Below are 21,918 nucleotides of genomic sequence, written 5' to 3'. Positions count from 1 at the left end.
GCTGTGGCCATGCGCTGGCCGAACTGGCTCAGGAAGCGCACGGAGAAGACCGTGCGCACGCGTCCCTTCGACGAGGACGCCCTGCCGGAGCCCGCCGCGCCCACACTGGAGCAGACCGTCGAGGAAGGTATGCTCCTGGCGGAATACGCCACCCGGATGGCGGTCAAGAACCACATCGTGGTCGACACCCTGCAGTACGGGAACGACTTCGACCCGGCGCGGCACACCGGCGAGGCCGCTCACCTGCTGCGCGAGCTCGCGTCCGAGCAGGGGGAGGCCGCCGGCCGCATCGACGCCGACCTGGAGGTCGCCCAGGGACTGCGCGGCGACGCCACCCACCCGCACGACTACCGCGACGTGGACGTCGACAACCTGCGGCTGCGCAGGGACGCCGCTGTCGCGCTGGCGAGCGCGCTGCGGGCGAAGGCCGACTCCGAGGAGGAGCTGCTCGCCCTGGTCGAGCGCGGGCGGGTGGACGCCTGGGACGAGGTCGGCCGGGCGATCGAGGCGGGGCTGGATGCGTTCTCGGGTGTCGAGGCGCTGAAGGCGGACTACGAGCGCGAGAAGCCGGGACGGCTCAAGCTGCTCATCTGGCGCGACCTGGCCCGGCTCCAGGAGGAGCACACCGGGTACTGAGCCCGTTCACCTCCCGCGCAGCCCCACCGGCGGCACCAGGGTCCCCACTTCCGTGCGCACCCACCGATCCCCGGTCGCGCGCTTCTCCGCGTGCGTCGCGAACCGGTAGAGGAACATCCGCGCCCGCACCGAGCGCGGCGCCTCCCCGCCGAACGGATCGTCGCGCAGCAGCCGCAGGGTCGGCCGGTCGGCCTCCAGCAGCCGCAGCAGGAACACCTCGAACCACGGCGAGTCCCGGGATCCGAGCGCGAGGAACCACATCAGCCAGTCCAGCCGCAGGTGGTACGGCGCGTATTGCCGCGGCAACCTCCGCACGTCGCCCGGCTTGCCCTTGAAGCCGTACTCGCGCCACTCGGCGCCGGGATCGTGCGGGTCGTCGGCCGTGCCCTCCACGATCACCTCGTAGCGCTCCTTCGTGACGCTGCCGAAGGCGCCGTACGCGTTGACCAGGTGCCACCGGTTGAAGCTCGCGTTCATGAGCTGACGGCGGCGGAACAGGTTGCGCAGCGGCCACCAGCTCAGCGCCACCAGGAACGCGCTCACCAGGAGGGCGACGACGGCGTACCAGAGCGGCACACCCGCCGCGCCGATGCCGCCGCGGAGCGCGCCGCCGCTGATCCACCGCCACGCACCGTCGCTCACGCCCGCGAAGGCCAGTACGATCGTGATCCAGTTCAGCCAGGCGAAGTTCCCGGTCGCGACCAGCCAGAGCTGGGTGAGGATGACCACCGCGGCCGCGGCGCTCGCCACCGGCTGCGGGAGGAACAGCAGCCACGGCACGACGAGCTGCGCGAAGTGGTTGCCCAGCACCTCCACCCGGTGCCACCACTTCGGCAACAGGTGCGCGGTCCGGCTGAGCGGGTTCGGCATCGGCTGCGTCTCGTGGTGGTAGTACAGCGCGGTCAGGTCGCGCCAGGAGCGGTCGCCGCGCATCTTGATCATCCCGGCGCCGAACTCCAGCCGGAACACCAGCCAGCGCACCAGGATGACGATGGTGATCGGGGGAGCGGTGTCCCAGGAACCGAGGAAGGCGACGGTGAAGCCGGCCTCGCAGATGAGGCTCTCCCAGCCGAAGCCGTAGAAGGTCTGGCCGATGTTCGCGATCGAGAGGTAGAGGAACCAGATGATCAGGAACACTGGCACGAACACGTACGACGGCGTGAGCTGGAGGACGCCGACGACCACGAGGGCAGCCAGCACGGCGCCGGTCCACGCGACGGCGAGCAGCAGCCGGTCGGAGTACCGCCAGCGGAACAGCGTCGGCTGCCTCCGCGCATAGTTCAGGCGCAGGAACCGCGGAGCGGGCAGGAGGCCGTGCTCGCCGAGCAGCGCGGGGAACTGCGCGACGGCCGACAGGAACGCCACGACGTAGAGGGCCGCGACGCCGCGCTGCAGGATCTCGCGCGCGATCGTGTAGTCGGTGCCGGCCAGCCAGCCCAGAGCGTCCATCGGTCCTCACCGTACGCTCGCCGCAGCAGCGTGCGAACGCCCGATGACGGCGCGGGCGGCGGGACGCTAGGCGGCCAGCTCCGCGTCGAGCCGGATGGCCCGGTGGTCCGACGCGCCGGCGGGCAGCACGTCCACCCGATCCACGTCGAAGCCCGTGGAGGTGACGAAGTCGAAGTAGCCGCTGAAGAACTTGTAGCGCAGGTACGTCGGCTCGTCGGTGCGCTTGAGCGTGTAGCCGGAGGTGGTCAGGTGCCGCTCCAGGCCGCGGATGAACCACGGGTAGTTGAAGTCGCCGACCATGATGGCGGGCGTCTCGGGCGCGAGCGAGCGCATCCCCTCGTGGGCGGCGGCGATCTGCTTGCGGCGCAGCGAGTTGGAGGCCGTCAGCGGCGCGGCGTGGAACGAGCCGACCAGCACGCGCTCGCCGGAGTCGCGGTCGCGCAGCAGCGCCGCGAGCAGGCGCTCGTTGGCCGGCGCGAGGACGCGGTCGTGGATGGACTTCTGCACCGCGAACACCTGGGTGTCCAGCACTTCGAAGCGTTCGTCGCGTACGTACATCGCGAGGCCGAGTCGGTTGGCCTTGGTGGTGTCGGCGAGCTGGAGGTCGTGCAGCCGGGGCGCGAGCGCCTCGCTGTCGCACTCCTGGAGGCACAGCGCGTCGGCGTCGTACGTCTTGGCGATGTCCTCGAGCTCGTGTCCGGCGGCGTGCTTGCGCAGGTTGTAGCTGATGATCCTCAGTGCCCTGCACCTCCTCGCGTCGTTGGGTCGCCGGGAGCGCAGAGCTGCCCGGGCCGCCCGGGGGGTCTTCGGGCGGTCACCGCTCATTGTGGCCCACTCCGGGCCGAGTGCGAGGGAGTCGGCCTGCATCCCACACGGAATTCACACCCTGGTCATCGCCCGTTGGACCGCTACGGTAGGTCGCATGGCAGGCGACGCAGTCATCCTCACGGTCCCCGGTCCGCACGGAGATCGGGAGGTCCGCATCTCCAGTCCGGGACGGGTGATCTATCCGGAGCCCGGGATCACGAAGCTGGACCTCGCGAACTACCTCGTGGAGGTCGGCGAGGCGTTCGTCCGGGCGAACGGGGACCGGCCGCTGTCGCTGCAGCGCTTCCCGGACGGGATCGACGGCGAGCAGTTCTTCTCGAAGAACCCGCCGCGCGGCACGCCGGACTTCGTCCGCTCGGTGATGGTCGTCTACCCGAGCGCGCGCTCGCACCCGCAGCTGGTGATCGACGAGCCGGCCGCCGCGGTCTGGGCGGCGCAGATGAACACGGTGGTCTTCCACCCGTGGCCGTCGCGGGCGGAGGATTCGGACAACCCGGACCAGCTGCGGATCGACCTCGACCCGCAGCCGGGCACGGACTTCACGGACGCGATCCCGGCCGCGATCGAGCTGCGCGCCGTGCTGTTCGAGGCCGGGCTGGAGGCGTACATCAAGACGTCGGGCAACCGCGGCCTCCATGTGTTCGCGCCCATCGAGCCGAAGCGGGAGTTCCTGGATGTGCGGCACGCGGTGATCGCGGCCGCCCGCGAGCTGGAGCGCCGGATGCCGGAGAAGGTGACAACGGCGTGGTGGAAGGAGGAGCGCGGCGAGCGGATCTTCGTCGACTTCAACCAGGCCAACCGCGACCGCACGATGGCGGGCGCGTACAGCCCGCGGGCGCTGGCCCACGCGCCGGTCTCGACGCCGGTGACCTGGGACGAGCTCCCGGAGGTCGACCCGCGCGACTTCACCGTGCAGACGGTCCCGGAGCGGCTGCGCAGCACGGGCGACCCGTGGCAGGACTTCGGCGAGCGGCCGGGCACGATCGACACGCTGATGGAATGGTGGCAGCGCGACCTCGGCAACGGCCTCGGCGAGCTGCCGTTCCCTCCGGACTACCCGAAGATGCCGGGCGAGCCGCCGCGCGTGCAGCCGAGCCGGGCGAAGAAGGCGTAGGGCCGTCCGAGCGTCGGCACAGCACTCAGGACATCACGTCGGCGAGGTCGTACGCGATCGGGCGGTCGAGCTGGTCGTAGGTGCAGGAGGCCGCGTCGCGATCCGGGCGCCAGCGCTCGAACTGCGCGGTGTGCCGGAAGCGCCAGCCCTCCATCTGGTCGTAGCGCACCTCCATGACCCGCTCCGGGCGCAGGCGCACGAACGAGACGTCCTTGCTCGCCGAGAACCGGCTGCGATCGGTCTCACCGGTGACCGCCGCGCCGGTGTCGTCGCGTTCGACCAACGGCTCCAGGTCCTCCACGAGCTGGAGGCGCACCTTGTCGCTGAACGCCGAGACGCCGCCGACGTTCCGCAGCACGCCGTCATCGCCGTAGAGCCCGACGAGGAGCGATCCGACGCCCTGGCCGCTCTTGTGCACCCGGTAGCCGAGGACGACGACGTCGGCGGTGCGGTGGTGCTTGATCTTGAGCATGGTCCGCTTGTTCGGCGCGTACACGCCGTCCAGCGGCTTGGCGACGACGCCGTCGAGCCCCGCGCCCTCGAACTCGACCAGCCACTGGCGCGCACGCTCGGTGTCGACGGTGGTGCGGGTGACCTTGATCGGGTCCGGGAGGTCGCCGGCGAACTCTTCGAGGGCCGCGCGCCGTTCGGAGAACGGCCGGTCGAGGTAGGAGTCCGCGCCGAGCGCGAGCAGGTCGAAGGCGACGAAAGTGGCGGGGGTCTGCTCGGAGAGCAGCTTCACGCGGCTGGCGGCGGGGTGGATGCGCTGCGAGAGCGCCTCCCAGTCGAGCCGCTGCGCCCCGGGCTCGCCGGTCGGGACGACGATCTCTCCGTCCAGCACGCACGGGCCGGGGAGGAGTTCGCCGAACGCGGCGATCAGCTCGGGGAAGTAGCGCGTCAGCATCTTGGAGCCGCGGCTACCGATCTGGATGTCGCCGATCGTGCCGTCGCCGGCGTCGTCCGCGTAGACGAGCGCGCGGAAGCCGTCCCACTTGGGCTCGAAGCTCAGTCCGCCGGGGACGCTGTCCTGGTCGGGCACGGCCGGGAGGGCCTTGGCGAGCATGGGGGCGACGGGGGACTCCGAGGTCGGACGCATGTCTCGATCATGCCGTGAGGCGCGGACATGCGGAAGAGCGGCGGGGCGCTGCTCTCGGCGGGTGTTAGGTAAGCCTCGCCTATAATCGAACAGCCATGTACCGACCCGACCACGCCGCCCACACCTCGACGACAGCGCACCACGACGACCGCGTCCAGTTCCTGGTCGTCGGCGACGAGACGTCGCTCACCGAGCTGGAGGCCGAGCTCGCGCTGCTGCCGCTGTGCGCCAGGGGCCGGGTGTTCGTGGAGGTCGCCGAGCAGAGCGGAATCGTCCCGCTGACGGCGCCCATCCGGATGACGGTCACCTGGCTGGTCCGCGCCCACCGGTCGGGACGTCCCGGCACCGCCGAGCGCTGCGCGCCAGGGGAGGCCGCGGCCCGCGCGGTCCGCGCGTGGAGCACCGAGATGCTGTGCGACGGTCCCGGCGCGACGCGTGCGATCGTGACCGGATCCTGGTCGCTGGTTACGGAGGTCCGCGAGCTGCTGGTGGACGAGGCGGGCCTCAGCCCCGAGGACGTCAGCCCCGCTCCGCGACTCCGGTGAGCCCTTCACTCAGCGTCCAGAGATCGCGGGCGAGCTGCGGGTCCTTCGCCTGGCGGGTCACCCGGCCGTTGGCCGCGAACCGGTCGAAGTAGGTCCCGCTCGGCGCCCCGACGGGCACCGGACCGGTGAGCCGTTCGAGCGGTGCGGCGCCCTCCTCGGGGGTGATGCCGTACCGTCCGCCCGTGACGGCGCCGCCGAACCGGATGAGCGGCGAGCTCGCCCCGAAGCGGGTGACGACCGTCCCGGGGTGGAACGAGTACGCCGTTACGCCGGTGCCGGTGAGCCGTTCCGCGAGCTCGGAGACGAACAGGATGGTCGCGATCTTGGACGTGCCGTAGGCCCGCCAGCCGCCGCGCCAGCGCCGCCGCTCCCAGTCGAGGTCGTCCAGCCGCAGGCTCCCGAACAGGTTGGCCATGCTCGCGGTCGAGACCACGCGCACGTCCCGCCCCGCCGCGGCCGTCTCCACCAGGCGCGGCCGGAGCAGGTGCGTGAGCAGGAACGGCGCCAGGTGGTTGAGCTGGATGGTGCGCTCGTGACCGTCCGGCGTGACGCGGCGCTCGTGGTACAGCCCGCCCGCGTTGTTGGCGAGGACGTCGATGGTGTCGTAACGGTCGAGGAGGGCGGCGGCGAGCGCGCGCACGTCGTCCAGCCGCTCGAAGTCCGCGAGGAACGCGGTGGCCCCGATCCGCTCCGCGATCGCGCGCGTCCGCTCCGGGTCGCGGCCGACCACGGCGACCTCGTCACCGGCGGCGGCGAGCCGTCCGGCGGCGACGGCCCCGATGCCCGAGCTGGCGCCGGTGACGATCACGGTGCGCCTCTCCTGCGTGTTCATCGATAGCCGCCTTTCTCGAGGCCCGCCTCGATCTCGAACCGGTTGCGCAGCGGGTCTCGCCCGGCCAGCAGGTACAGGAAGGGGAAGAGCATGCCGTAGCGCTGCCACTGCCGCTTGTGGACGCCCTCGTGCTCAAGGACGTCGTCGCTCACGTTCCGGTCGGTGAGGTAGCACGCGCCGACGCAGGACCCTCCGCGGCCGAAGGTGCGCCGCGGCATCCCGCGGAACACGAACAGCCCGGCACGCCGCTCGACCCGGCCGGTGCTCCAGACGAAGCCCCAGACGAGCCCGACCGCGGTGGCGTACAGGTAGCCGAGCCGGCTGATCGGGGAGTCGAGGAAGACCGCAGAGAGCGGGCGCATCACCGCCCTCACTTCTCGGGCCGGCCGTAGGTCTCGAGCAGCCGCAGCCAGACCTCGCTGACCGTGGGGTAGGACGGGACGGCGTGCCAGAGCCGGTCGAGCGGCACTTCGCCGACGATCGCGACCGTCGCCGAGTGCAGGAGCTCGCCGATGTCCTGGCCGACGAAGGTGGCGCCGAGGACGACGCCGCGGTCCTCGTCCACGATCATCCGCGCCATGCCGTCGTAGTCGTCGGCCAGCACGTAGGCGCCGCTCACCGAGCCGATCGGGTAGTCGACGACGCGGGTGCGGTAGCCGGCCTTGTCCGCCGCGGCAGCGGTGAGCCCGACGGAGGCGACCTCCGGCTCGGTGAAGGTGACCTGCGGGACCGCCTGGTGGTCGGCGGTGGCGACGAACGCGCCCCACGGCGCGAGGGACACCTCGTGTCCTTTCGCCCTCGCTGCGATGGCGTCGCCGGCCGCGCGCGCCTGGTACTTGCCCTGGTGGGTGAGCAGCGCGCGGTGGTTGACGTCGCCCGCGGCGTACAGCCAGCCGCCGCCGACGGGCTCGCCCGCGGCGTCGAGCACGCGCATGCTGTCGTCGACGGTGAGCCAGCCGCCGTCCTCGAGCCCGAAGCTCTGCAGGCCGAGGCCCGAGGTGCGCGGCAGCCGGCCGGTCGCGACGAGCAGCTCGTCGGTCTCGACCGTCGAGCCGTCGCCGAGCCGGATGCGGAACCGGTCGTCCTCGGTGCGCTCGACGGACTCGGTCGTGACGTCGAGGTGCATCGTGACGCCGAGTTCTTTCAAGGCCGCCGTGACGCGCTCGCCGGCGAACGGCTCCTCGCTGCCGAGCAGCCCGTGCCGCGCGATGAGGTGCACCTCGGTGCCGAAGCCCGCGTAGGCCGTCGCCATCTCGGTGCCGACTGTGCCGCCGCCGAGGATCGCCAGGGACACCGGCACGCGCTGCACGCTCGTCGCGTCGCGGCTCGTCCACGGTTCGCTCTCGCGCAGGCCGGGGATGTCGGGCAGCAGCGCGGCGGAGCCGGTGCACACGGCCACGGCGTGCTTCGCGGTGAGCACGACGGTCCCGCCGTCCTCGTCCGTCACGGTGACCTCGCGCGGACCGGAGATGGTGGCCCAGCCGCGGACGAGGTCGATGCCCGCGCCCTCCAGCCACTTCACCTGCCCGTCGTCCTTCCAGTCGCTGGTCATGTAGTCGCGGCGGCGGAGGACGGCGGCGACGTCGAGCGGACCGGTCACCGCCTCGCGCGCGCCGCCGACGCGCTGCGCCGCCCGGAGCGCCGCGGAGGAGCGCAGCAGCGTCTTCGACGGGATGCACGCCCAGTACGAGCATTCGCCTCCGACGAGCTCGGCCTCGACGATCACCGTGCGCATGCCGCCCTGGGCGGCGCGATCGGCGACGTTCTCGCCGACGGCTCCGGCCCCGATGACGATGACGTCGTACTCGGTCGTTGCGGGCATCTCTCCTCCTGGGTGTTCGTGCGTCGTGCGGTCTGATCGGATCTCGTGCTGATCGGATGTCGGGGAGCGCGGCGCGTCAGCGCCCCACGAACTCCGCCGGGGTGCGCGTGAGGAACGCCTGCATGCCGATGCGCGCGTCCTCGCTGCCGGCCATCCGGACGAGCTCGGGCTGCAGGGCGGCCTCCGCCGCGGCGTCGCCGTCGCGCACCGCGATGACCGCGTTCGCGAGCGTCGCCTGGACCGCGAGCGGCGCCTGCGCGGCGATTCGATCGGCGATGGCGAGCGCAGCGTCGAGCTGGGCGCCGTCGTCGACGACCTGCTGCACGAGCCCCATCCGGTACGCCTCGGCGGCGTCGAACGGGTCGCCCGTGAGGATGTACCGCATCGCGTTCCCCCAACCCGCGGCGCGCGGGAACCGGATGGTCGCGCCGCCGAACGGCAGGATGCCGCGCGCGACCTCGATCTGCGCGAACGTCGTCGACCGCGCCGCCACCGCGACGTCTGCGGCGAGGATGAGCTCGATGCCCAGCGTGAGGCAGGTGCCCTGCACCGCGACGACGACCGGCTTGCGGACGCGCGGACCGGAGACGCCCCACGGGTCGACGCCCGAGTCGCCGATGAACGACAGCCCCTCCGGCCCGATGCGCGGACCGACGTCGGCGAGGTCGAGCCCTCCGGTGAAGTGGTCGCCGATCGCGTGGACGACGCCCACCCGCAGCTCGGGATCGCGGTCGAGCTCCCCGTAGGCCTCCGCCAGCGCGTTCAGCAGCTCGTAGTCGGCGGCGTTGCGCTTCTCGGGACGGTTGAGGCCGATCAGCAGCACGTGGCCTCGCCGCTCGGTCAGGATCTTCGGTTCGCTCATGCCTCTCAAGCTACCGGCGGGATCAGCGGACGTCATCCGGCGGCGCGGTATCCGTGGACAAGTGGCGGGGCCGATGATCTGTGGAGGAGCTTGTGTCCTGCGACGGCGTCGTCGCCTTCAACGGCGCCGTCAGGCTCCCCAGGACGCGCAGGATCACGCTCAGGTCGCGCCCCGCCGCGTCCGGCGACTCCGGCGCGAACTCCGTCACGGCCGCCCCGGCCAGCTCGAACCGCGTGCGGAGCGCCCGGATCGCGTCGGTCAGCTGCTCCGGCGACACCCCGAACGGCTCCGGGTAGCCGATGCCCTCGATCGCGGCCGGGTCGAGCACGTCGAGGTCGACGTGCAGGTAGACCGCCGTCGCACCCGTTGCCTCCACCGCGCGCACCAGCGCCTGCGGGTCCTCGAACTCGCCCGGCTCGACCACGCGGATGCCCATGTGTTCCACGAAGGCCGACTCGCCGTCGTCCAGCGCCCTGGTCCCGGCGAGGACGAGCTGCTCGTGATGCAGGCGTGCCGCTCCGGTCGCCGCCAGCCCGTCCGGCCCGTCGCCGAGCAGCGCCCGCACGACCATGCCGTGGAACGCGCCGGAGGGCGAGGTCGAGACACTGTTGATGTCGCCGTGCGCGTCGAACCACACGACCGCGACCGACCCGGGCGGACGCGACGCCACCGCGTGCTGCACGCCGGCGAGGTCGGCGGCGCAGTCGCCGCCGATCGTCACGACCGGCGCCTCCAGGACCGCCAGCTCCGCCGCTGCGAGCTCGCGGACCAGGCTGAGCGACGAGTACCGCAGGACACCGGTCCCGAGGGCCTCGCCCGCCGCCGCGGGGACGGCGACGCTGTGCGTGGCGTTCGCGGGGAGGTCGCCGCGGATGGCCTCCGCGCCGTCGATCAGCCGCATCGCCCGGGACGAGCCCGAGCCCTGCCACTGCGGTACGACGAGGAACGAAGCCGGGCTCATCCTCTCTCCTTCCGTGTCGCCGCCGCGGCCGCGCTGCGCAGGCCGGAGGCGGTCAGGTGCTGGCCGTAGGCGGGCATGTCGCGCTCGAACCGCCAGCCTTCGGCGAGCGGACCAAGATCGACCACGTCGAAGCCGAACTCGTCGAGCAGCTCCGAGACGAGCGCCTTCGCGTCGCCGTCGTCGCCCGCGATGGCGAGCGCACGGCGGCCGGGAGTCCCGGGCGGGGCGGCGTCGGCCGTGAGGTTCGCGGCGGGGATGTGGTTGAACGCCTTGACGACGCTGGCCTGCGGCAGGACGCGCTGCAGGAGCCCGGACACCGTCTCGCGGCCGTCCTCGAGTTCGGGGATGACGCCGTCGCGGGCCGGGTAGTAGTTGCCGGTGTCGATGACGACCTTGCCGGCGAACGCGGCGGCCGGCAGCGAGGCGATGGACCGCAGCGGGATGGCGACCACGACGAGGTCGCCGGCCTGCGCGGCCTCCGTCACCGTCCCGGCGCGCGCGTGCGGCCCGAGCTCGCCGACCAGCGCCGCGAGCGACTCCGGAGCGCGCGAGTTGCTGACCACGACGTCGTAGCCGTGCGCGATCCCGAGGCGGGCGAGCTGGCTGCCGATCCTGCCGGCGCCGACCAGGCCGAGCGTCGTCACGATGCGCCCTCCCTCTGCTCCACGTCCCGCTTCGCGCGCCGGCGCCGGAACACCAGGTACAGCACGACGGCTCCCACCACGAGGACGACCACCAAGACCACCCAGAAGATCACGGCCCCTCCGCTGTCGCCGACCGCCGCGCCGAGCCCCTGCGCCGCGGCGACGGCGGCCGGGGTCCAGTCCTGCGTGCGCAGCTTCGGCTCGACCTGGGTCTGCTCGATGCTGGTCAGCTCCTGGTCGCTGACCGGGCCGCTGCTGTCGCCGGAGAGGTAGTAGGCCTGGCCGTCGGTCGCGACGGCGAGCAGGTAGTCGGTCGGGCCGAGGTCGTTGCGGGCCGCGGTCTCGTTGGCCCAGTCCTCCGCGTCGGTGGGGTTCGTGAAGTGGTCCACGTAGGCGACGTAGAGGCGGATGCCGTGGTTCTTGTGGAGGGAGGCCGACGCCGCCTCGATGGTGTCGACGTCCGCGTCGGAGAGCACGCTCGCCTGGTCCACGACGTGCCCGGAGCCGAAGTCGACCGGGTCCTGCGTGCGCGCCGTCTGGTCCACCCGTGCTGCGTGGGCAGCGGGCGGGGACAGCACGAGCGGCGCTGCCACGACGCCCGCCGCGAGCAGGAGGGCGATGAGCGCGCGACGCCCGGTCAGCGAACGATGCACAGACATTCACCCACTCTCCCGAGCTTTCCTGTCATCGAGCCGAGTCTATGAGCGCGCTCCCGGCCGTGTCACTGTTTCGACCTGTTACGCGCCCGGATGCGCCGGAGCGGGGCCGGACGCAGAATTGCTGTCATGTCTCCGGCCGCCCGCACCCTCGCCGTCGTCGAGGCGACGCGCTTCCGCGGCCACGACCCGGCGTACCACGCGTACGTGCAGGTGCTGGTCGGGGGAGTCGTCCGCGCCGCGGAGGCCGACGGCTGGACGGTATCCCGGCTCGCAGCCGACGGCGGCACCGACGCGCTGCTCGCGGCGACCGAGCGGGCGGACGCCGTGGTGATCGTCGGCGGCGAAGACATCGCGCCGCGGTTCTACGGCGGCTCGGGAGGCTACCCGCACGAGAGCCTGCACCGCGAGACCGCCGACGCCGCCCAGCTCGCGCTCGTCCACCGCGCGATCGAGCGCGGCCTCCCGCTGCTCGGCATCTGCCGCGGCCTGCAGATCGTCAACGTCGCACTCGGCGGCACCCTCGTCCAGGACCTCGGCGAGTCCGACCACGTCCGCCGCGACGTGCCCATCCCGGACGTGCTCACCACGCACCCCGTGCTCCTGGAGCCGGACAGCCGCGTCGAGGAGCTGCTCGGCGGCCCGGTCGTCGCCGTCCGCAGTGCGCACCACCAGGCCGTGGACATCCTCGGCGCCGGCCTCCGCGTCACCGGGCGGGCGCCCGACGGCCACGTCGAGGCGATCGAGCACGAGAGCGCGCCGATCATCGCCGTCCAGTGGCACCCGGAGGACCCGGGAGCGCCGGAGGGCCAGCTCGCCGCCCTGCTGGGCGCACTGCGCGTGACCGCACCCGCGGCCTCGCTCGCAGCCTGAGGCCGCGCACTCCCGCGCACATTCGGCACGAATGTCGCGAATGGCTCGGCGAAAGGCGACATTCGGCACGAATGCGACGATTCCGGCCCGCGAACATTCGGCGCGAATGTCGCGAATGGCGCGGCGAAAGGCGGCATTCGTCACGAATGTCGGCGCGGGTCAGGGCTTCCAGCCGTCGTCGCCGACCAGCGGGACAAACGCCACCGCGCCGAGGTTGCGCTCGTGCAGCGTCCCGTCGGGCCCGCGTTCGAACACGGCCAGGTGCTGGGCGCCTCCCGGATGCCCGACCGGCATCACGATCCGCCCGCCGGGCGAGAGCTGGTCGGGCCACGCGCGCGGCACACTCGGCCCGGTCGCCGCGGCGACGATCACGTCGTACGGCGCCCCGGCCGGCCAGCCGAGCGTCCCGTCGCCGGTCACCACATTGACCCGGTAGCCCAGCGCCTCCAGTGTCGCCGCCGCCGTGACGGCGAGCTCGGGATGCCGCTCGATGCTGACCACCCGGTGGCCGAGCTCCGCGGCGACGGCGGCGGCGTAGCCGGAGCCGGTGCCGACGTCGAGCACGCTGTCCTCCGGGCCGATCCGCGCGGCCTCCAGCATGAGCGCGACGATGTACGGCTGCGAGATGGTCTGCCCGTCGCCGATCGGCATCGGGTGGTCCTCGTAGGCGTACGGCTCGGCGCCTTCCGGGACGAACTCGTGCCGCGGCACGCGTCTCATCGCGTCGAGCACCCGCTGGTCCTCGATCCCGCGGAGGCGGAGCTGCTCTTCGACCATCCGCTCGCGTTCGGCGCTGAATTCCCTGTTCGTACCGCCTATTGAACCACCGCGGCCCGCCGGTCCTGAAGGCTGGATGTCGCGGTCTGCAGCGCTTCGGGGGACGCGCCGGCGGCCTCCAGCGCCAGCAGCGCGGCCCCGAGGATCGGCGCCGCCGTGACCAGCCGGATCCGCGCGTGCGGCGCCCGCGCCGAGAGCCGGCGCTCGATCCCGGACAGCAGCCGTTCGTCTCGCGAGCCGATCACGCCGCCGCCGAGCACGACAGGCACCTCGCGGTCGAGCAGCCCGAGCCGGCGGAGGGTGGTCACGGCGAACACCACGATCTCCTCGGCTTGCCGGTCGACCAAGTCCTGCGCGACGAGGTCGCCCGCACGCGACGCCGCGAGCACGGCGGGCGCGATGCGCGAGAGGTCGCTGCTCGGGACGCGCCGGAAGTGCAGCGCCTCGATCACCTCCGGGATGCCGTCCAGCCCGTAGAGCGGCGGGATGGCCTCCACCAGCGCGGTCGCCGAGCCGCGCCCGTCGACCGCGCGCGCGGCGTGCCACAGCGCCTGCTCGCCGAGGTGCCAGCCGCCGCCCCAGTCGCCGGAGGTCATCCCGAGCGAGGGGTAGCGCACCACCTCGCCGTCGGCGCGGACGCCCACGCAGTTGATTCCGGTGCCGCAGACCACGGCGACGGCGTCCGGCTCGCTGGTGCCGGCGCGCAGCAGCGCGAACAGATCGTTGTCGACCACCGCGTCCGCCCAGGCGTAGCCCGCGATCCCGGCGCGGAACTCGACTTCCTCAGCGGGGAGGTCGAGCCCGGACAGGTAGATGTTCGCGGCGGCGATCGGGCGCGGCCCGGTCTCGGCGAGCAGCTGCTCGATCAGGTCGTCCACGAGGGCGGCGGTCGCGGCCATCCCGATCAGGTGCGGGCTGGAGGTGGTGCCGCGCGCGGTGGCGGCGACGGTCCCGTCGAGCTCGAGGGCGACGGCGTCGGTCTTCGAACCGCCGCCGTCGACCGCGATCGCCAGCGGAGCCGCCGCGCCGGTCATGCCGCTCATCGCGCCCACGCCAGGTGCGCCCGGTTCTCCGCCAGGAGCAGGTCGGTCAGCTTCTCCGCGCGGTCGTACTGGCCGACGAGCGGGTGGGCGAGCATCGCCCGCAGCACCCGGTCGCGCCCGCCGTGCACGGCGGCGTCGAGGGCGAGCCGTTCGTAGCCGGCGACGTGGCCGATCAGCCCGGCGAGGTCGGCCGGGAGGGCCGGGACGTCAACGGCGCGCACACCGGACGCGCCGACGACCGCCGGCACCTCGATCACGTGGTCGTCGGGCAGGAACGGCAGCGTGCCGTCGTTGCGCAGGTTGACCACCTGCACGTCGCCGCGATCGCTCGTCAGTGACGCGAGCAGATCGACGGCGGCCTCCGAGTAAAAAGCGCCGCCGCGCTGGGCGAGCTGTTCCGGCTTGCTGTCGACGGCCGGGTCCGCGTACAGCTCCAGGAGCTCGCGCTCGACCCGCTGCACGGCCTCCGCCCTGGTCGGCGCGTCGAGCTGCTCGCGCAGCACCTCGTCGTGTGCGTAGTAGTAGCGCAGGTAGTAGCTCGGCACGTTCCCGAGCAGGCGGATCAGCGCGGCAGGCAGCTCGATCTCCTCGGCCAGCTGCGGGAGGTGCGCGCCCAGGAGGTCGGGGAGGACGTCCCGGCCGCCGACGGTCACCGAACGCTCCCAGGTGAGGTGGTTGAGCCCGACATGGCCGAGGGCGACGTCGGCCGGCGCGACCCCGAGCAGCCCGGCGAACCGACGCTGGAAGCCGATCGCGACGTTGCAGAGGCCGACTGCGCGGTGGCCCTCCTGCAGCAGTGCGCGCGTGACGATCCCGACCGGGTTGGTGAAGTCCACGATCCAGGCGTCCGGCTTGGCATGTTTGCGCACTGCCTCCGCGACCGAGAGCACGACCGGGACGGTGCGCAGCGCCTTGGCGAAGCCCCCGGGGCCCGTGGTCTCCTGCCCGATGCAGCCGCACGCGTGCGGGAACGTCTCGTCACCGTGCCGGGCGGCCTGTCCGCCGACCCGGAGCTGGATGAGCACGGCGTCGGCGTCCGCGACCCCGGCGACCAGGTCGGAGGTCGGCACAATTCGCCCCGGGTGCCCTGCGGCGCGGAACATCCGCTCGCTCACGCCGCCGACCAGCCGGAGCCGCTCCGGGTCGGTGTCGACGAGCCAGAGCTCCTCGATCGGCAGCAGGTTGCGCAGCCGGGCGAACCCGTCGACGAGTTCGGGGGTGTAGGTGGAGCCTCCGCCCACGACGGCCAGTTTCACGAGCTATCCCTTCACGCCGGTGAGTGTGATGCCCTCCACGAAGACGCGTTGGGCGAAGAAGAAGATGATGACGACGGGGACGGTGACGAGCATGGTCATCGCCATGGTGAGTCCCCAGTCCGTACCGTGCACGCCGCGGAACGACGCCAGTCCGTAGGCGACCGGCCACGCGGCCGGGTTCTCGGAGGTGTACAGCAGCGGGCCGTAGTAGTCGTTCCAGGAGTTGAAGAACATGAAGATCGCGGTCGCCGCGATCCCGGGCTTGGCCATCGGCAGCACGACCCGCCAGAGCACGCCGAACTCGCCGTTGCCGTCGATGCGCGCTGCGTCGGAGTACTCCGCCGGGATCGTCAGGAAGAACTGGCGCAGCAGGAAGATCGAGAACGCCTCGCCCAGCAGGTTCGGCAGGATGAGCGGCCAGAGCGTTCCGGTGAGGCCGAGCTGGGACCACATCACGTAGATCGGGATGGCGGTCACCTGCGGCGGCAGCAGCATCGCGACGATGATCGCGGTGAACAGGACGCCGGAGCCGCGGAAGCGGATCTTCGCCAGCGCGTACGCGGCCGGCACCGACGAGATCAGCATGAAGGCCGTGGCCAGGATCGCGTACATCGCTGAGTTCGCGAACCACTGCGCGAGCGGCACGGTCGTGAACACGGTGACGTAGTTGCTCCAGACGAACGGCTGCGGCCAGAGCGACGCGGTCAGCGTCTGCGAGCTCGACATCAGCGAGGTCAGCAGCACGAAGACGACGGGGGAGACGAACAGCACCGCGAGCACGATGAGCACGGCGTGCTCGGCGATCCAGCCGAGAGCCTTGCGCGTGCGCAGCGAGCGCGGGCTGCGCATCCTCCGCTGCGGGACGGCGGGAGACGCGGGGGCCTCCGGGGTGAGGGTTGCGGACGTCATTGTGCGCCTTCCGGGGTGAACGCCTTGAAGCGGCGCAGCAGCAGGACGAGGATGATCGCCGCGACGACGAACAGCAGCACGGCGAGCGCGGAGGCGTAGCCGAGCTGGTAGGTGCCGAAGCCGCGCACGTACAGCCACTGCGTGTAGGTGAGCAGGGAGCCGTCCGGGTAGCCGAGCGTGTTGCCGATGCCCTCGCCCACCACGGCCTTCCCGCTGGCCACCGACGACGCGACCGCGGCCTCCGTGAAGTACTGGATGGCGGCGATGACGCCGGTGACCACAGCGAACAGCAGCACGGGCGAGATGCTCGGCAGCGTGACGTAGCGCACCTTCTGGAGGCCGCCGGCGCCGTCGAGGGAGGCCGCCTCGTACTGCTCGCGCGGCACGTCGAGCAGCGCGGCCAGCAGGATGATCATGATGTCGCCCATCACCCAGACGCCGAGCAGCACCAGCGACGGCTTCGACCAGGCGGGATCGTTGAACCACAGCGGGCCCTTGATCCCGAACCAGGCGAGCACCTGGTTCACCGGGCCGGTGCCCGGGTTGAAGAGGAACACGAACGCGACCACGCTCGCGACCGGCGGCACCAGCGCGGGCAGGTAGAAGATCGTCCGCCAGACCCCGGAGGCCCGGCGGGCGCGGGCGAGGAGGCCGGCCACGATGAGCGCGAACCCGGTCTTCACGGGAACCCAGATCACCACGAACCACAGGGTGTTGAGGGTGGCGAGCCAGACGTTCGGGTCCTGCGTGAACAGGTACTCGTAATTGCGCAAGCCGATCCACTCCGGAGGAGAGATCAGGTCGAAGCGCGTGAACGAGTAGTAGACGGAGGCGATGAGCGGGTAGACGAAGAAGATCGCGAGCCCGAGCAGGGCGGGGGCGAGCAGCGCCAGCGTCACCAGGTTGCGGCGCCGGCGGCCGCGGGAGGGCCGCGCGGGGCGGGCGGTCGCCCGCCCCGCGCTGCGAGCCGTGGTGGTCACGAGCTCACGGACCCTTCGAGAGGGCGAGGGCGTCGTTGATCTGCTTGTCGACCGACTTCAGTCCGGCGTCGATGTCGCCGCCCTGGCTCTGGTACTTGTTCCACCAGTCCTGGAAGGTGTTCTGGTAGCCGGCGCCGAGCGGGCTGGCCGGCGTGGTCATCACGTTCTTGTTCGACGAGATGTCGAGGAACGTCTTGAACTGCGGGGAGACCTCCAGCTTCGGGGAGGCCAGCGCGTCCTTCGTGGTGGGCACGTTCTTCAGGCCGTTCGCCAGCTTGACCACCGCGTCGGTGTCGGTGGTGAGGTACTTCAGCAGCGCCCAGGCCAGCTCCGGCTGCTTCGAGCCCTTGGAGATGCCGATGATGTTGCCGGTGATGTACCCGCCGCCGTAGAGGTCGGTGTGGTCGTCGGCGGTCGGGAACGGCGCGGTGCCGTAGTCGAGGCCCTTCGCCTGGTCGTCGATGAACGCGGTGCGGTACTCGCCGTCCATGTTCATCGCCACCTGGCCGGTCTGGAACGCGTTGTCGGCAGAGAACTCCTGGCCGAGCCCGGAGGTGAAGGCGTTGAGCTTGTCCCAGCCGATCTTGTCGACGTAGGCCTTCTGCCACTGGATCAGCTCCTTCCAGCCGGGGGAGGAGGAGATCGCGCTGGTGCCGTCGGCCTTCAGCCACTCGGCGCCCGCGGCCGGGCCGTAATGTGCGGCCGAGTTCTCGTACCAGCCCATGGTCGGGTTGAAGCCGAGGGTCTTGATCGAGCCGTCGGGGTTGAGCGTGGTCAGCTTGTCGGCCATCGTCTCCAGCTCGCCCAGCGTCTTGGGCGGCTCGGTGAAGCCGGCCGCCTGGAGCAGCTTCTTGTTGTAGTAGAGGCCGTACACGTCGGCGAGCATCGGCATCGCGCAGCGGTTGCCCTTGAACTCGGTGTACGACTTCACGGTGTCGCTGAACTGGCTCATGTCGACCTTGTCGCGATCGATCACCTTGTTGAGCGAGCGGAACGCGCCGTTGGAGCAGAAGTTGCCGACGATGTCGGTCGAGTAGGAGAGGCCGACGTCGACCTTGCTGCCGGTGGCGATGGCCTTCTGCAGCTTCTCGTCGTCCTGGCCGGAGTGCACGTCGACTTTGATCTTGGGGTACTTCTTCTCGAAGTCGTCGACGACCGACTGGATGACCTTGGCCTCCCGGTCGGAGAAGAAGTGCCAGAACGACACGGTGCCGGAGAGGTCGGACGGCGTGCTGTCCTGGAACGACGCTCCGCTGGACCCGCCGGAACAGCCGGCCAGGGTGAGGGCGGCGGCCGCGGCGACAGCGGCGGCTGCGATGAGATGACGGTGTTTCACGGGTGGTTCCTCGCTGATCCTTCTCGTGATTTCGGTGGACGGGTGTGGTGCGGGTGGTGCGAAGCGCCGGCGTCGCCTCAGACGGCGATGCGCGACACCTCGTCGAAGAGCGCCTCGCGCACCTCGCCGAGGAGGTGCTCGCGTGCGCCGCGGAGGACGGGATGGGTGGCGACGCCGGTGGCGACGACGGCGCGCTCGCCCCAGGCGTCGCGCAGCTCGCGGGCGACGAGCTCGGCGAGCCGGGGGCCGCACGCGGCGCCGGTCGGGCCGCCGAGCACGACCAGCTCCGGGTCGAGCAGGGCGAGGACGGGGACGACGCCGACGGCGACCCTCGCGGCGAGCTCTGCGACCAGCTCCCCCCGGGCGGCGGCGTCGCCCTGAAGGTCGTCGGTCAGTCCGTGGGCGGCCGCGAGCCGCGCGACGGCCGGGCCGCCGATGAGGTCCTGGAGGTCGGCGGCCTCCGGGTCGAGGTCCGCGGCCGAGCGCGGGATGGGGAGGTAGCCGATCTCGCCTGCGCCGCCCGAGGCGCCGCGGTGCACCGCGCCGGCCTGGTCGACGGCGAGACCGAGGCCGTCGCCCATCCAGAGCAGCGCGAAGCCGCCGGCCTCGGTTCCCGCGCCGTCGGTGCGCTCGGCGACCGCGGCGAGGTTCACGTCGTTGTCGATGTGGACCGCGATGCCGAGGGCGTCCTCCAGCCGGCGGCTGATGCCCTGCTTGGGCCAGCCGGGCAGGGTCTCGATGTAGGTGAGCTCGTCCGTCCGCGGGTCGAGCGCGCCCTGCACGCCGACGCACACGGCGCGCACGCGGTCGGCGTCGACTCCCGCCGCTTCGCACGCGGCCTCGATCGCCAGCCGGAGGTCGGCCTCCGGCGTCCGGGCGGCGAGCGGGGTGACGGCGATGGGGTGCTCGCCCCCGGCCGCATCCACGATGGTCGAGCGGATGGAGGTCGCATCGATGTCCACCGCGACGCCGAGCATCCGGTCGGTGCGCACGGCGTAGCCCGCCGCGTTCGGGCCGCGTCCGGCGGAGACCTCGCCGACGACGTGGATGAGGCCGGCCGTCTCCAGGCGGGAGACCATCTGCGCCGCGGTGGGCTTCGAGAGCCCGGACAGTTCGCCGATCCGGGTGCGGGTCAGCACGCCGTGCTCCAGCAGCAGGGCGAGCGCCGTGCGGTCGTTGGTCTCGCGCAGCCACCCCGGGGTTCCCCGGACGGGTCGGTCGGCCATTGTCATCCCCTCGTCGGAACGATTGATGGGCCGAATGTATCAGGAAACTTTCTTTATAGTAAAGAGGCAAACGAGAACTCTCCTGAGAACTGACCTGGCAGCGGCTCGCGACGACGGCGTGAGGAGATGCGGTATTCCTGTCAGAACCGATAGATTCAGCAAGCCCGCTTCGTGCTTGTCCTGAGATCTGGAAGGTTCGCCCGATGAGCGATGCCGCACCCGTGTCCTACCGCGTCCGTCCCCGAGTCTGGATCGGCTTGGCGATCTGGGTGGCCTACGTCCTCCTGGTCTACGTCGTCCAGCTCCTGGCCGGTGTTCCATACACAGACCTTGGCAAGAACGGCGGGACGCTGTTCCTCGGCGCCGGGCTCTCGCTGATCATCGGCACCATCTTCTTGGCCGTGACCGCCAGTCTCCTCGGCTGGTGGCGGCCGGCGTTGTTCGACCGGCAGCACAGCCACCACCGCTGGCCGATCTTCGTCCCCGCGGTGATGGTGGTCGCGCTCGTCATCAACCTGCTCAGCACCGACTGGGCCTCCTACGACGGCGGGTTCTTCGCCGCCTCCATCGTGCTGCTGCTGGTCGGCTTCACCGAGGAGATGACCACCCGTGGTCTGCTCCTGGTCGGACTGCGCTCGCGCCTGTCCGAGCCCTGGGTGTGGTTCATCACCTCCGCCGCGTTCGGGCTGATGCACCTGATCAACGCGCTCAGCGGCCAATCCCTGGGACTGACGATCCAGCAGGTCGGCCTGGCGTTCCTCGGCGGGACGGTGTTCTACATCCTGCGCCGCACCACCGGCACCCTGATCTGGGCGATGGTCCTGCACGGGTTCTGGGACTTCTCCACCTTCGCCGTCGGCCACGGCACCCCCGGCCCGCTGGCCGCGCTCGCCGGCGCGATCAACCTCATCGCCGGAATCCTCGGGCTCATCGTGGTCGCCTTCACCTTCCGAGGCGTGAGCGAGCGCACCGCAGTGCCGGCCGCCCACGAGACCACAGAGAAGGCCGCCGCTTAACCTCAGACGGCGCGAGGATGAGGGGCCGAACGGAGGCGGCGCTCAGACCACCGAGCGCGCGTGCTCCACGAGCCGGTCGAACGCGACGTCGAGGTCCGGGTCGAGCCGCTGCCGGGACGCGTCGGCGAGGTACCAGTCGACGATCTCGCCTGCGCCGTGCGCGAACGTGACCCTGGCCTGGTATTCGGGCACCAGCGCCTTCACCTTGGCGTTGTCGAAGTGCATCGAGTGCGCCTTGTCGCCGAGGAGCCCCGGGCCGAGGTCCGGGATGACGGCCGCGATGGTCTCGCTCGCCACGTGCACCAGCTCGGCCTCCACGCCGAGCGCCTCGGCGAGGTAGCAGTAGATCTGGTCCCAGGTCGGCGCCTCGTCGGAGGTGATGTGGAAGGAGTCGCCCACGGCCTCCGGGCGGCCCAGCAGCCCGACGAACGCGACGGCGAAGTCCGTGTTGTGGGTGATCGTCCACCGGCTGGTGCCGTCGCCGTGCACCACGACGGGGGCGCCGCGCCGCATCCGCTCCAAGTCGGTCCAGTGCCCGCTGGTCGGGATCATCGTGCGGTCGTAGGTGTGCGACGGGCGCACGATCGTCATCGGGAAGCCGCGCTCGCGGTACGCCTCCACCAGGAGGTCCTCGCAGGCGATCTTGTCGCGGGAGTACTGCCAGAACGGGTTGCGCAGGGGCGTCGACTCGACCACCGGCATGCGCGCGGGCGGGGTCTGGTAGGCGGAGGCCGAGGAGATGAACACGAACTGGCCGACCCTGCCCTCGAACAGGTCGAAGTCCGTGCGGATGTGCTCGGGCGTGAAGGCCAGGAACTCGGCGGCGACGTCGAAACTGCGCTCGCCGAGCACGCGGTGCACGCTCTCCGGGTCGCGGATGTCGGCGTGCAGCACCTCGACGCCGTCGGGCAGCGGACGCAGCTCGCTGTTCCCGCGGTTGACGACCGTGACCTCGTGGCCCTGATCGAGGGCCCGGGCGACGCATGCGGAACTGATGACCCCCGTGCCGCCGATGAAGAGTGTCCGTGTCGCTGTCATCCCTGCTCCTCGCATCGTT

General features: G+C 71.6%; 23 protein-coding genes. 5 read left to right on the top strand and 18 right to left on the bottom strand.

Annotated features, from left to right (window positions below; genetic code table 11):
- Positions 1–9: 9 nt before the first annotated feature.
- Positions 10–636 (top strand): hypothetical protein, encoded by a 627-nt coding sequence (locus F1C12_RS06755; RefSeq protein ID WP_185278023.1) that lies wholly within the window; start codon positions 10–12, stop codon positions 634–636.
- A 6-nt stretch (positions 637–642) separates the two neighbouring features.
- Here F1C12_RS06755 and F1C12_RS06750 read toward each other — a convergent pair whose 3' ends face one another.
- Together F1C12_RS06750 and F1C12_RS06745 are read right to left on the bottom strand one after the other, a co-directional pair.
- Positions 643–2,085, bottom strand: coding sequence for a lipase maturation factor family protein (locus tag F1C12_RS06750; RefSeq protein ID WP_185278022.1), 1,443 nt, complete (start codon positions 2,083–2,085; stop codon positions 643–645).
- Between the two features lie 66 nt (positions 2,086–2,151).
- A complete protein-coding gene (locus F1C12_RS06745; RefSeq protein ID WP_185278822.1) occupies positions 2,152–2,823 on the bottom strand; it encodes an endonuclease/exonuclease/phosphatase family protein in 672 nt (223 codons plus the stop codon).
- Between the two features lie 184 nt (positions 2,824–3,007).
- Between F1C12_RS06745 and ligD the strand changes: the two genes are divergently transcribed.
- Positions 3,008–4,027 (top strand): non-homologous end-joining DNA ligase, encoded by a 1,020-nt coding sequence (gene ligD, locus F1C12_RS06740; protein WP_185278021.1) that lies wholly within the window; start codon positions 3,008–3,010, stop codon positions 4,025–4,027.
- 25 nt (positions 4,028–4,052) lie between these two features.
- Here the strand turns inward: ligD and F1C12_RS06735 are convergent, their stop codons facing one another.
- The gene (locus F1C12_RS06735) at positions 4,053–5,123 is read right to left on the bottom strand and encodes an ATP-dependent DNA ligase (protein WP_185278020.1); all 1,071 of its coding nucleotides are present in this window, start codon (positions 5,121–5,123) and stop codon (positions 4,053–4,055) included.
- Between the two features lie 95 nt (positions 5,124–5,218).
- On the opposite strand from F1C12_RS06735, the gene F1C12_RS06730 reads away from it, so the two are divergent.
- Positions 5,219–5,668 carry an SIP domain-containing protein gene (locus F1C12_RS06730; protein ID WP_185278019.1) on the top strand — a complete coding sequence of 150 codons (450 nt, stop codon included), beginning with the start codon at positions 5,219–5,221 and terminating at the stop codon, positions 5,666–5,668.
- On the opposite strand, the gene F1C12_RS06725 is transcribed toward F1C12_RS06730, so the two are convergent.
- The 7 genes from F1C12_RS06725 to F1C12_RS06695 all read right to left on the bottom strand — a co-directional run bounded on the left by F1C12_RS06725 (position 5,643) and on the right by F1C12_RS06695 (position 11,448).
- Entirely contained in the window at positions 5,643–6,500 is an 858-nt protein-coding gene (locus F1C12_RS06725) for an SDR family NAD(P)-dependent oxidoreductase (protein WP_185278018.1), read from the bottom strand. The two genes, F1C12_RS06730 and F1C12_RS06725, sit on opposite strands and share 26 nt — an antisense overlap.
- Positions 6,497–6,862, bottom strand: a complete 366-nt coding sequence (locus F1C12_RS06720) for a Fe-S oxidoreductase (protein ID WP_185278017.1) — start codon at positions 6,860–6,862, stop codon at positions 6,497–6,499. The genes F1C12_RS06725 and F1C12_RS06720 overlap by 4 nt, the downstream gene beginning before the upstream one ends.
- 8 nt (positions 6,863–6,870) lie before the next feature.
- Entirely contained in the window at positions 6,871–8,322 is a 1,452-nt protein-coding gene (locus tag F1C12_RS06715; RefSeq protein WP_185278016.1) for a dihydrolipoyl dehydrogenase family protein, read from the bottom strand.
- 76 nt (positions 8,323–8,398) lie between these two features.
- Positions 8,399–9,184, bottom strand: a complete 786-nt coding sequence (locus F1C12_RS06710) for a crotonase/enoyl-CoA hydratase family protein (RefSeq protein ID WP_185278015.1) — start codon at positions 9,182–9,184, stop codon at positions 8,399–8,401.
- A 22-nt stretch (positions 9,185–9,206) separates the two neighbouring features.
- Positions 9,207–10,145, bottom strand: coding sequence for an arginase family protein (locus F1C12_RS06705; protein WP_185278014.1), 939 nt, complete (start codon positions 10,143–10,145; stop codon positions 9,207–9,209).
- Complete coding sequence (locus tag F1C12_RS06700) at positions 10,142–10,789, bottom strand: NADPH-dependent F420 reductase (RefSeq protein WP_185278013.1); 648 nt, start codon at positions 10,787–10,789, stop codon at positions 10,142–10,144. The genes F1C12_RS06705 and F1C12_RS06700 overlap by 4 nt, the downstream gene beginning before the upstream one ends.
- Positions 10,786–11,448 (bottom strand): TPM domain-containing protein, encoded by a 663-nt coding sequence (locus F1C12_RS06695; RefSeq protein ID WP_185278012.1) that lies wholly within the window; start codon positions 11,446–11,448, stop codon positions 10,786–10,788. Before F1C12_RS06695 ends, F1C12_RS06700 begins: the two co-directional genes overlap by 4 nt.
- Before the next feature lie 126 nt (positions 11,449–11,574).
- Here F1C12_RS06695 and F1C12_RS06690 point away from each other — a divergent pair, with 126 nt between their 5' ends.
- On the top strand, positions 11,575–12,318 hold the full coding sequence (locus tag F1C12_RS06690; RefSeq protein ID WP_185278011.1) for a gamma-glutamyl-gamma-aminobutyrate hydrolase family protein: 744 nt from the start codon (positions 11,575–11,577) through the stop codon (positions 12,316–12,318).
- Between the two features lie 159 nt (positions 12,319–12,477).
- On the opposite strand, the gene F1C12_RS06685 is transcribed toward F1C12_RS06690, so the two are convergent.
- The 7 genes from F1C12_RS06685 to F1C12_RS06655 all read right to left on the bottom strand — a co-directional run bounded on the left by F1C12_RS06685 (position 12,478) and on the right by F1C12_RS06655 (position 19,845).
- Complete coding sequence (locus F1C12_RS06685; RefSeq protein WP_185278010.1) at positions 12,478–13,095, bottom strand: protein-L-isoaspartate(D-aspartate) O-methyltransferase; 618 nt, start codon at positions 13,093–13,095, stop codon at positions 12,478–12,480.
- 38 nt (positions 13,096–13,133) lie between these two features.
- Positions 13,134–14,138 carry an N-acetylglucosamine kinase gene (locus F1C12_RS06680; RefSeq protein WP_185278009.1) on the bottom strand — a complete coding sequence of 335 codons (1,005 nt, stop codon included), beginning with the start codon at positions 14,136–14,138 and terminating at the stop codon, positions 13,134–13,136.
- Positions 14,135–15,394, bottom strand: coding sequence for a 6-phospho-beta-glucosidase (locus F1C12_RS06675; RefSeq protein WP_185278008.1), 1,260 nt, complete (start codon positions 15,392–15,394; stop codon positions 14,135–14,137). The genes F1C12_RS06680 and F1C12_RS06675 overlap by 4 nt, the downstream gene beginning before the upstream one ends.
- 3 nt (positions 15,395–15,397) lie before the next feature.
- Positions 15,398–16,303, bottom strand: a complete 906-nt coding sequence (locus F1C12_RS06670; RefSeq protein WP_185278007.1) for a carbohydrate ABC transporter permease — start codon at positions 16,301–16,303, stop codon at positions 15,398–15,400.
- Complete coding sequence (locus F1C12_RS06665) at positions 16,300–17,283, bottom strand: carbohydrate ABC transporter permease (protein ID WP_185278006.1); 984 nt, start codon at positions 17,281–17,283, stop codon at positions 16,300–16,302. The genes F1C12_RS06670 and F1C12_RS06665 overlap by 4 nt, the downstream gene beginning before the upstream one ends.
- Before the next feature lie 4 nt (positions 17,284–17,287).
- A complete protein-coding gene (locus F1C12_RS06660; protein WP_185278005.1) occupies positions 17,288–18,619 on the bottom strand; it encodes an ABC transporter substrate-binding protein in 1,332 nt (443 codons plus the stop codon).
- A 77-nt stretch (positions 18,620–18,696) separates the two neighbouring features.
- Complete coding sequence (locus F1C12_RS06655; RefSeq protein ID WP_185278004.1) at positions 18,697–19,845, bottom strand: ROK family transcriptional regulator; 1,149 nt, start codon at positions 19,843–19,845, stop codon at positions 18,697–18,699.
- A 203-nt stretch (positions 19,846–20,048) separates the two neighbouring features.
- Between F1C12_RS06655 and F1C12_RS06650 the strand changes: the two genes are divergently transcribed.
- Complete coding sequence (locus tag F1C12_RS06650; protein WP_185278003.1) at positions 20,049–20,861, top strand: CPBP family intramembrane glutamic endopeptidase; 813 nt, start codon at positions 20,049–20,051, stop codon at positions 20,859–20,861.
- Positions 20,862–20,903: 42 nt separating this feature from the next.
- Here F1C12_RS06650 and F1C12_RS06645 read toward each other — a convergent pair whose 3' ends face one another.
- Positions 20,904–21,899 (bottom strand): SDR family oxidoreductase, encoded by a 996-nt coding sequence (locus F1C12_RS06645; protein ID WP_185278002.1) that lies wholly within the window; start codon positions 21,897–21,899, stop codon positions 20,904–20,906.
- Between the last annotated feature and the right edge of the window lie 19 nt (positions 21,900–21,918).

It is taken from the genome of Leifsonia shinshuensis, from assembly GCF_014217625.1.
Classification (GTDB): domain Bacteria; phylum Actinomycetota; class Actinomycetes; order Actinomycetales; family Microbacteriaceae; genus Leifsonia; species Leifsonia shinshuensis_A.
The sequence above is the reverse complement of the archived record's forward strand: the minus strand, read 5'-3'. Positions and strand labels throughout refer to the sequence as shown.